The organism is Prevotella amnii CRIS 21A-A (assembly GCF_000177355.1).
In the GTDB taxonomy this organism is placed as follows: domain Bacteria; phylum Bacteroidota; class Bacteroidia; order Bacteroidales; family Bacteroidaceae; genus Prevotella; species Prevotella amnii.
The window spans coordinates 1-9,189 of record NZ_ADFQ01000095.1 but is presented as its reverse complement, the minus strand read 5'-3'; the positions used below and the strand labels follow the sequence as shown (position 1 = coordinate 9,189).

The following is a 9,189-nucleotide window of genomic DNA, read 5'->3' as shown; positions in this document are numbered from 1 at the left end:
CTCTATCTCAAAACTATTCTCTATAGGTTTACCAAATCCTTGATAAGTGATGTAAAGCACCTTTTCTTCTCGCATAGCCTGCATGATATTAGTTAGCCATTCATGTCCCGAAGGAATATCCTCGAAAAGTATTCGCCCTTCCAGCTTTTTATCAGCTTGCACTTGGTTAAGCATACTGTAACTATCAATCAGCCAAGAGCGTAAACTATCACTTTTCAGTTTTTCAGGCGCATCAATATAATAGCGATAACCATCTTTGTTATCGCACTCTATATAGACATCGAATATATCGGATATAGCTTTTCTGTGGTTATGGAATGTGCGCAGGGGAATTTCGTCGCCTTCTCCATAACTTAAACCACTACAAACCCATAGTCTATTGATTTCTTCAAAAGTCAATCGCTTGTGTCGCCTAATCGTATCAAGCAACCAAACGTAACGTCCCAAATTATTAGCAGCCATATATAAATTTCTATTTTGCCACAAATATACACAAATTTTCTACATTGATGCAAAGTTACATCTACACTTATGCCAAAAATAAGCATAAAGGAAGATTTTGTTTATACTCTGCATTTATTTGGCATAAGCTCATAGCTACCTTTGCTGTATATTAATGTTTATACTTCGATTATTATGAATAAAAAAGACACTCTTTATCAAATAGAAAAACAACTCTTTCGTTGCGCTGAAATGAATGATAGTAAGAGTACCATCGCCTTGGAGGATTTGAGAACTGACAGATGGATATATTTACTCCGCTAGTTTGAGTACAATAGAGAAAATGCAGTTTTACTCTCAGCATTGAATGACAGGCTGATACAGGCTGCAAAACAATTATATAGCAGAATGCAAGACACGCAAAAACGTATGAATATGGTGTTTCCTCCCAATGCCGACTGCTATGTGAGCGGTAATATTTACCTTAAAAACGATCTTCCAGCTCGCTATCCTGATCAATCGGAACACGCTCGAAAAGTGTGGGAAGCACTTATGACTGCTAATTGTTGTTTAGAAGATGGCATTGGGTGGACTTTAAGTTTCAACTTGGGTGATGAAGGACTTAACTATCCTACTCTTATGGATTATCTTGGTATGGAAGACGAAAATGATAGCTGGAACGAGCATCTTGACCGTGAATGGAGTCAGCCTCTCCACCTCGTTAATATCTTTCACAACCTCTTTTCTCATTGTGAATTGGCTATACAAGACCTTATTTACATTGATGACTTCTATATTCAAATAGAAATGATAGAGCAGGAAGATATAAAAATAGCCCCCTTAAATCTATGATAATTTAAGGGATTATTCTGATTTATTCATCAATACATAGGTGTTGAAAGAATTTTGCAAACAAGTGTATGCCACGGCTGATGCGCCTTTCTATCACTGCATCATATTTTGGATATTTTAAATACTTATAATCTTCTGCATAGTAGATAAAAGCAAAAAGCATCTCTTTTAAATATTTTATCCATAGCTTCTTTTTCATATTGCGTATTTCTATTTAGAAAGTTTTTCTCCATTCATATTATAATATATAAACGACTCTGCATATTCATCATTTGCAGTACAATCGCCCTCGCGCTTTAATGATAACTTTCTTACACGAAAGCCTTTTGCATATATGCTTATTTCATTTGCCTCTACAAGACATTTTGATTGTAATGTTTGAATATTTATTTTATACAATTCTTGACCATCGAAAGCCCCACCACGCCCACAATTACCTGTGTCAATAACGATGAATATGCTCTGCCCATCTTCTGATAACGTGCCAAATAGGATAGAATACGGCTCTACTATATCTTCGTTATCATTCTTAGTAAGCAGTACAGACAGAATTTCTCTCGTACAATTAGTCTTTCTATACAACTTGTTTCTTTTATAGTAAAAGGTATAAACAGATCTATCCTCGTTCTTTCCTATCGTTACAGTTGGATATAAACTATCTTCATCGCATATTAACTCAGAGCTGTCAGAGCGTAAAACAGTATTATCTTTCACTTTGTGGTCAGTATGATCCATAGCACACGTTCCTTTTGAAAGTAATGTCCACCCTATTACAATAATCGAGAATAATAAGAGCGTGTATGTGGTTTTATATTTCATCATTTCATATTATGGTTGAATTATTCGCAAAGTTATTCTTCTAATGTGCCAATTTACAGCATAGCATCAAGAAAGTAATGTGTTAGATATAAAATCATTTTTGTTTGCTTTATTTTGGCATAACCTTGCTCATATCTTTGCAAAAAATGATTGAACAATGAAAACAGATTTAGAGAAGAAAAGTTATTCTATCGTATCTTTTGGCTATCATGCCAATCGTATAATGAAGAAATGGGCAAATAGCTTTCCCACGTTTTCTTCAGAAAACCTTCCATACAATTATATCATTTTGACGGACGATGCAGATACTTATGCCTCTGTTATAGACAAAAAGCTCAAAGGATATAATAGCCTTTTTCAGAGTGTCTATATTATAGACTTCAACGAACACGCTGACCATAAAAGGCACAGCCAACACTGGGACTATTACAACATCCTGTTACATCGGCACGAACGTATAGACGATGCCGCGGATAAACTCTTGCGCTTTATTCATCAACATTTGATAGGACTTATCAGTTTTGATACTGAAGATTGGGAATGGCTTTTGAAGAAAGGCATTTTTCTTTCGGTAGTTCAGCAGAATAATCATTATTCTTTTTCCAATTGGAGTAAAGAGGGGGATGACAAAGCAAGATTAATAGGTATCAATCATCCTAACCCTTTCTCTATATCCGCTATTGATAAGGAGGAGTTATTACCCCTAGTTGGAGGTTCTCTTTACCAGCTACAAGATTTTCGCTATTCTGTATCACAGGGTAATAAGTCTATGAATTTGCTTATAGCTTATAGTGATGAACCTTCCTGCGCATACGATGAGGCAGATCATCATGGCCGCCGTTCAATCGCACTGGTCAATAGCATCAATACGCATTACTCTTTTTGGGCATTTGGGAAACATGCTCAATGGGCACTTGCACAAATGTATCCTAACGAAGAGGATATTATGTTTCCATTCGAATTTATCCTCACAGATGGCGATATAAAAGACAGGAAAACAATTAGCAAACTTTGCCAAAGCAATCATGATAAAGGTATTACAACATATATTGTAGTATTGGGCAATAAGGAAACTGCTGATCTATACGCAGAGATGGCAGATGAGATTATTGTGGCTGACGATGTATATAGTGCTGGCTATGCCATAGAAAATATAATGAAACGCTGGAAGAAAGATGTAAACTTCCTTTATTATTAATCAATATTGTTTATGAAAGATATAGAAAAGTATAAAGAGATTTTCAATTCTCCATTAGTTGAAGCCATAGAAAGAGAACTTATATGGACTGGGCACGATTGTGAACGTGTGGGTGGAGAACAATACAAAGAGGCAGTTAGAAGTTTGCTGCGCATAAGAAAGCAAGTGCTTGATGAGCTATTTGCACCAACCGCAGAACATAAAAGGTTGTTAGAAGAATTTAATCAAGCCGCAAAAGCTGCCCTCATCAAAACACGTACGCAAACTATCAATACCTATCGTGCATTACGCAAAGGCAATTGCAAAGGCGATATAGAAGTAAACGGATACTGCTTTTTGGGTTACGAATATCCAGCAATGCACCCTATACAGACGGATAGGGCTAAGAAGGTGTGGGATATACTAAGTGGAGTTATCGATCATTATATGCCTAGCTATGACAACGGTATTTCTGTTGGATATCGTATTCAAAGCATGGCAGACTGTGAGAGGATAATCAAAGAAGATGAGAAGATATGGATGTCGGATAATGATAATTGGAACGAGGGATTGGATATGGAATGGAGCAAAGATATGCACCTTATCCATGCTTGCCATAAATTGAATGATACATTAGATTTTTCAACCTTCGATTCATTATGGGTGAGGAAGTTTGAAGTAGAAGTTACGGTAGATATAGACTTAACCGTATAGCTCAAAGTAGCCCTCATAAGCAGAATATTTTAGGCTGATGGCACATTGTATAATCATCATCAAGGATTGCAGCATTCGAGAATGTTGTTTCTCCATGCTTTATTGTACCGTATGCCTCGTGTGCATGACCAAAAAGGTGATACTTGGGACTTATCTCCATCACCTTGTTTCTCAAAGGAGCATTACCCCAATGCGTCCCATTCGATTTGTCTAAAATCATGCAAGGAGGCTCATGCGTTACAAGGATGTCTATGTCGGTTGGTATCAATTGTTCTGAATGGTTATAGCCTAAGCCAAAGAACTTCATTCCCTCTATCTCACAATTTCTGTCTTGAAGGAAATGCACCTCATTGGGCAAATCCTCAATATCGGCTGCGTCCCATAAACAAAGGTCATGATTGCCTGTAACAAACACCTTGTGCTTATATGGCAATTCTATCAGCCAGTTAAGGAAATCGAGCACCTCTTGATCTGTCCCCATATCGGTAAAGTCGCCACAATGGACAAGAACATCGGCAGCTGGCAGATTAGCCAGTTGCCGATGACAGTTGTGCGTGTCAGAAAGCTGAACAATAGTCATACTCTTAGTCCATTTGTTCTATTCTGCCTATCAACTCATCTAAGACATCTCGAACTTTTCCGTTGTCTAATTTATAATCAATCATTTTCTTCCATCGCTCTCCATTCCATTCCCATTCAGGCGTTGAGCAGATAGTGCTAAAGTACTCTCTTATGTTCTCTTTATCTGTGTTTCTACGGAAGAGTGTAATTGTACATTCTGTAACAGAGCAAACAACATCTATTGCTACATCTCTTTCAGTATTCTCTATTACAACACAATTGCCTTTTTGTCCTGGATAATACCAAACCCTCCACTGAGGATATTTCTCATCGAACAATATGTTACGATTCTGCCACGTTGCACCTAATGAATACAATAAGTGGGCATTCTTTACTGCAAATGGCTCTCTCCAAGAGTTTTTGATCAAAATATGGTTTTTGCCATCATTACAAATAGTGTGTTTCGTATTGCAATACTCAAGCAGATAAGGACAATGCACAAATTCTGCCCAATCTTGCTCTAGTGGGAACTCGTCGCACAATGATTTCAAATAGGCTTCAAGATTTGTTTCTGCGTTCTTTATACAATCATCAAAAAACTTTTTGAACGCTTCCGAGTTCTTCCATATCAGTTGATGCCAATCATCCCACTTCCATCCGAATTTAAATTTATTACCTTGTTTAATTGGGTAGTTTGCTAATGAGCGAGTTAGCAGCGCACGCCTAACAAGATCATCGATGTCATCTTCGCAATTGCCTTCAAACAATCTATCAAACATATTTAAATAGCCATTGAACGCGTCAAGATGAAAACCGTTCTCAGCAGTAGCCCAGTCGATAAGTGGTTTTATTTCGCCTGCCCAGATGTGGTGGCTCTTTATCTCATCTCTATTTTGAGCCTTCCAAAAAGCCTCTTCTATCGCTTCTCTATCACCAATTTTCTCCTTCAGAATGGTTAATTTCAGCCTTTCTTCGTCTGTCAGAATGGTTTCAGAGATTTTAAGACACTTCTTGTTTTCTATTAGCTCCAAAACATCTTGATAGCTTTTAACCATCTCGATAGCGTCATAAACCAAATTTTTGACCGCTTTACCTACACCGCTTTTCCTTGCAATATTGTGCAAGAAATGATACCAACGCAGCAAGTTCCTATCTTTTGCTTCGGTAACATTCCATTGTAGACAGTAGGTCATTAACGGAAGTAATTGGAAGCAATCAAGCTCACTGATGCCTTTCTCACTCTCTTTAGGCGAAAGAAAATCTTTCTTTGGATATTTGGTGTTACCCCATTCATTAAACAGAAATTGTATAACCTTCCAATACTCATAAACTTTTTTAAAAGCTATCTTCTCGTAAGGAAAGTGAGCTGTCTTTTGCTCCAAAGCTTGTTGTAATGTTTCTTTATCAGCGTAAGACATTGTCACCCATCTCAGAAACTCATCAAACCCAGCTTCTGCCGTATCGTTGCCGTTACCTCTATTTTTCCAAAACCATGTTTCTATCTCTTCCCAGTCGATAGCTATTGTAGATGTATGCCCATCGGCATCAGTTCTTGCATATCCCTTATTGATGTCAGCATGAATAACCAATGGTTTCAGATTTTGGGTTGCCGTCAGTGGTTCGCCCGTTGTATTGATTACAACAAAGGTTTCTTCTCCGTTCTTACGGTTGCCCATATCATAATACATAAAGGTAAGTTGTGTAGTGAGGAATTTTCCAAACTCATAACACCATTCGGCTGTCTTATCCCCAAGTATGGTTTCCATCTTTTTCAATGCCCTCAACATACTTTGGATACTTGCATCGTCCTTGTAATCGTTGAAAAACCATTGTGCGCTTTCGATATTCTCTACATACTTTACATTCTCCTTGTCATTCGCTTCTTCGATAAAGAAATGGCAAACTAAATCGCTAAGAAAGTAGAGCGACGACTCGCGAATGGAATATTGCAAGTAAGGTTCTTTATCATCTTTGAGATACTCATAATCAGAGATGAGGAGTTTTCTAAAAGGATTACCCTCTACCTTTTTATTAAGCATTCCTATCAAGAGGTACAAGGTTGTGATGCGTTGCTGCCCATCACAAAGCTGAATATGGCTTTCGAGTGATTCATACCCATATATTAAGCCAAGGTTGAGTTTATTGCATTGCTCTTGCTCAAATGATTGTATTAGATTGGTTGTAAAATCACTAACCAATTCAATCTTGTTTTCTGTATGCACCTCATCTCCCCAGCAATAATCTCGCTGCAAATCGGGTATGATAATTTTTCTTTCACCAGAGAATAGCTCTGACAAAGTGTAGTTTTTCCCTGTTATAAAGTTTATCTTATTCATCATACTTTTCTTTCAATTCTTGGTAATCGTTTTCGAATTTCTCTATCATTGCCTTCTTATTTTCTGCTATGGCTGTTCCGTTCCAATCGCCTCTTTCAGCAAATACACATATTGTGTGTAAAAGATGACGGCTCTTGAACAGTTCTTTTCGGCTTGGGTTGAAGAACATTATTTTTTTTTCCTCAAAATCACTGTCGCTAAACTTCGAATTGTCATGCTTATAGAGCAGTACCAAGTTGCCGATGCTATGCTCAGTTGTTGTAAGTCCGTCTGCGGTCGTAATATCCTCACGTTTTAGCGTAATATCTTCCTCGCTACATTCTTTATAATCGCCTCTAAACCATTTGCCCTCTTCGTCTTGATGTCCTACTTTTGATTTAGGATAGATATGCTCCAAAGAACGATTGCTCCATATATCAAAAATGAAGGCTCTCTCCTGCTTGATGTCTTCATCTATATTCAGCCTAAGCAAGAATTGAAAAGCTTTTTTATAATTTTGTATATACAGGAAGTCATCGTTCAAAGCATTCAAAGTATTCTCATATTTCTCGCTAAAGCTTTTTTTTGCATCTTTCTTTATAATTTCATCGTGCGTCATACCCAAGAAAGCAAGCATATAATAATCCTTCAAGGCTTTTTCATCATTTTGCTTATTTACAAAATAATGTTGAACAAACTTTCTTTTGTCGTCCTTGCTCATTATCAATAAGATAGCACCTATTTGGTTGTGGGTAACAGGGTTGGTAAAAGCATCTTCAAACTGCTTTTGTAATCGTCGAAGCCCATCAAACGCCATCTTCGCATCGTAGGGAGTGCCTTTTTTTAGACAAGAATTTTTGAAACTTTCAAAGTTGAGTACTTCTTTTGTCTTCATCGAAAGATAAGTGCTGATGAGCAGTCCCATAGTGTTATCGCACCCAAACAAGCGTTTCACGTCTTCTCTGTTCCACCAGTGTAGCCACTTATCCCATTCACGAGCATAACGACTTCTAAGCACATTTAGTTCCCATTCGTGCGCTATACCGCCTGATTTCTCTTCACTTAATGATGCAAGGCGCAGTATCTCTGCTTTGATTATTTCTTCTTGCTTCATAACAGCCTTATTGCCATTCATCATGGTAAAAACTCTCTTGGCTTGCTCTTCATTGGGAACATTGATGTACAAGAATATTACGTTCTCGAGTACGAAGTATAAGAACGCCTTTTTATCTATATCCTGAAGCTTGTCTGCAATGATGCGAAGCGTTTTCTTAAAGAAGTAATGGTCTTGATAAGGTTCATTTTCATCAGCCTCAATATCTTCCAAGTTAAGTTCTTTAAGAAACTTGCTCGATGCCTCACGAACCTTGTACATTAGATCAAACTTCTCGCTATATCCCAACCATTTCAGTAAAAGATAAAGAAAGGTGGTGCGTTGCTGCCCGTCAATGAGTATGATTTCATCTTCGTTCTCCGTAACAGTAACCCCTTGAAGGAATACCTCAGATCTGTTCTCATACCGTTGTATCAAATCATTCATCAGATACTCTACGGCGTTTGTCTTGCTCCTACCTTCTTGTCCCCAGATATAGCCACGCTGATAATCAGGAATGACAAAGGTTTTACCTTTAGAAAGGTATTCTTGTAAAGTAATAGTTGTTTTCATTTTATCATCAAGTTTTATCTACCTTGCAGACCCCCAAAGTGCTTTTTAAACACAGCACATATAGTGTATCTATAACTTTAATAATTAGATTTTTTACGTTAGTGTTACAAATATACGAAAAATGCCTCATTAACCCAAGCCCACTTAATCTTTTATTTTCACATAGAGCTTAAAACATATTTCTCTCGTACTTTCATCTGCTGAATGTATTGTCCATTTAATATCACAATCATCCGCAAAGGTTTGCTGAAAGAGGGTATCAACACTTTCTACGATAGCTTTTCCACGCTCATCATCTATGTATGCCACGATGTCGAGAACAATGCCATATATGCGCTCTCGCAAAAGGGAAACAAGTGACTGAGTATCACGTATAAACTTCTGTGCAACCTCTTTAATATCAGTTACAGTGACAGCCTCTGGCAACGCATATCTCTTGACAAAAGGAATAATTCTTCCCTTTTGTCGGAGCATTACTATGCAGAAATCATTGCTGTCAAAACAAAGCAGACCGGGATAGAATACTGTGTGATACATATCTGCAAGGGCTTCTATCACATAGTTGTTAGCTTCTCGAAACGCCTCTACTATTCCACTGCTATTTAGTTGCAAGACGTTAAACTTCACAAGTATATATCCATCGG

Annotated in this window: 10 protein-coding genes and 1 pseudogene; 4 read left to right on the top strand and 7 right to left on the bottom strand. The window is 37.6% G+C overall.

Annotation, left to right across the window (positions count from 1 at the left end; all coding sequences use genetic code 11):
- Nucleotides 1–462 (bottom strand): annotated as a pseudogene (locus HMPREF9018_RS09000) (helix-turn-helix transcriptional regulator); the annotation flags it as partial.
- A gap of 174 nt (nt 463–636) precedes the next feature.
- Between HMPREF9018_RS09000 and HMPREF9018_RS11400 the strand changes: the two are divergent.
- Complete coding sequence (locus HMPREF9018_RS11400) at nt 637–765, top strand: hypothetical protein (RefSeq protein WP_262498018.1); 129 nt, start codon at nt 637–639, stop codon at nt 763–765.
- Nucleotides 766–849: 84 nt separating this feature from the next.
- Nucleotides 850–1,293: a hypothetical protein gene (locus tag HMPREF9018_RS10505; protein WP_019036926.1), complete on the top strand. Its 444-nt coding sequence runs from the start codon at nt 850–852 to the stop codon at nt 1,291–1,293.
- Between the two features lie 22 nt (nt 1,294–1,315).
- Here the strand turns inward: HMPREF9018_RS10505 and HMPREF9018_RS11045 are convergent, their stop codons facing one another.
- Both HMPREF9018_RS11045 and HMPREF9018_RS08990 read right to left on the bottom strand, forming a co-directional pair.
- Nucleotides 1,316–1,492 carry a hypothetical protein gene (locus HMPREF9018_RS11045; protein WP_157794597.1) on the bottom strand — a complete coding sequence of 59 codons (177 nt, stop codon included), beginning with the start codon at nt 1,490–1,492 and terminating at the stop codon, nt 1,316–1,318.
- A gap of 11 nt (nt 1,493–1,503) precedes the next feature.
- The gene (locus tag HMPREF9018_RS08990) at nt 1,504–2,115 is read right to left on the bottom strand and encodes a hypothetical protein (RefSeq protein ID WP_232724674.1); all 612 of its coding nucleotides are present in this window, start codon (nt 2,113–2,115) and stop codon (nt 1,504–1,506) included.
- Between the two features lie 154 nt (nt 2,116–2,269).
- On the opposite strand from HMPREF9018_RS08990, the gene HMPREF9018_RS08985 reads away from it, so the two are divergent.
- Nucleotides 2,270–3,310 carry a hypothetical protein gene (locus HMPREF9018_RS08985; protein ID WP_008450745.1) on the top strand — a complete coding sequence of 347 codons (1,041 nt, stop codon included), beginning with the start codon at nt 2,270–2,272 and terminating at the stop codon, nt 3,308–3,310.
- Between the two features lie 12 nt (nt 3,311–3,322).
- Nucleotides 3,323–4,003, top strand: a complete 681-nt coding sequence (locus HMPREF9018_RS08980) for a hypothetical protein (RefSeq protein ID WP_050773474.1) — start codon at nt 3,323–3,325, stop codon at nt 4,001–4,003.
- Nucleotides 4,004–4,016: 13 nt separating this feature from the next.
- On the opposite strand, the gene HMPREF9018_RS08975 is transcribed toward HMPREF9018_RS08980, so the two are convergent.
- The 4 genes from HMPREF9018_RS08975 to HMPREF9018_RS08960 all read right to left on the bottom strand — a co-directional run.
- Nucleotides 4,017–4,583: a metallophosphatase domain-containing protein gene (locus HMPREF9018_RS08975; protein ID WP_008450739.1), complete on the bottom strand. Its 567-nt coding sequence runs from the start codon at nt 4,581–4,583 to the stop codon at nt 4,017–4,019.
- Nucleotides 4,584–4,587: 4 nt separating this feature from the next.
- Nucleotides 4,588–6,903, bottom strand: coding sequence for a DUF262 domain-containing protein (locus tag HMPREF9018_RS08970; RefSeq protein WP_039864797.1), 2,316 nt, complete (start codon nt 6,901–6,903; stop codon nt 4,588–4,590).
- Complete coding sequence (locus HMPREF9018_RS08965; protein WP_008450750.1) at nt 6,893–8,545, bottom strand: DUF262 domain-containing protein; 1,653 nt, start codon at nt 8,543–8,545, stop codon at nt 6,893–6,895. The genes HMPREF9018_RS08970 and HMPREF9018_RS08965 overlap by 11 nt, the downstream gene beginning before the upstream one ends.
- Before the next feature lie 144 nt (nt 8,546–8,689).
- A partial coding sequence (locus HMPREF9018_RS08960) for a hypothetical protein (protein WP_008450736.1) occupies nt 8,690–9,189 on the bottom strand: 500 nt, incomplete at its 5' end.

Bases quoted from the DNA above. Each gene is read 5' to 3' on its own strand.
- HMPREF9018_RS11400 (WP_262498018.1), top strand. From the start codon at position 637: ATGAATAAAAAAGACACTCTTTATCAAATAGAAAAACAACTCTTTCGT.
- HMPREF9018_RS10505 (WP_019036926.1), top strand. From the start codon at position 850: ATGCAAGACACGCAAAAACGTATGAATATGGTGTTTCCTCCCAATGCC.
- HMPREF9018_RS11045 (WP_157794597.1), bottom strand. From the start codon at position 1,492: ATGAAAAAGAAGCTATGGATAAAATATTTAAAAGAGATGCTTTTTGCT.
- HMPREF9018_RS08990 (WP_232724674.1), bottom strand. From the start codon at position 2,115: ATGATGAAATATAAAACCACATACACGCTCTTATTATTCTCGATTATT.
- HMPREF9018_RS08985 (WP_008450745.1), top strand. From the start codon at position 2,270: ATGAAAACAGATTTAGAGAAGAAAAGTTATTCTATCGTATCTTTTGGC.
- HMPREF9018_RS08980 (WP_050773474.1), top strand. From the start codon at position 3,323: ATGAAAGATATAGAAAAGTATAAAGAGATTTTCAATTCTCCATTAGTT.
- HMPREF9018_RS08975 (WP_008450739.1), bottom strand. From the start codon at position 4,583: ATGACTATTGTTCAGCTTTCTGACACGCACAACTGTCATCGGCAACTG.
- HMPREF9018_RS08970 (WP_039864797.1), bottom strand. From the start codon at position 6,903: ATGATGAATAAGATAAACTTTATAACAGGGAAAAACTACACTTTGTCA.
- HMPREF9018_RS08965 (WP_008450750.1), bottom strand. From the start codon at position 8,545: ATGAAAACAACTATTACTTTACAAGAATACCTTTCTAAAGGTAAAACC.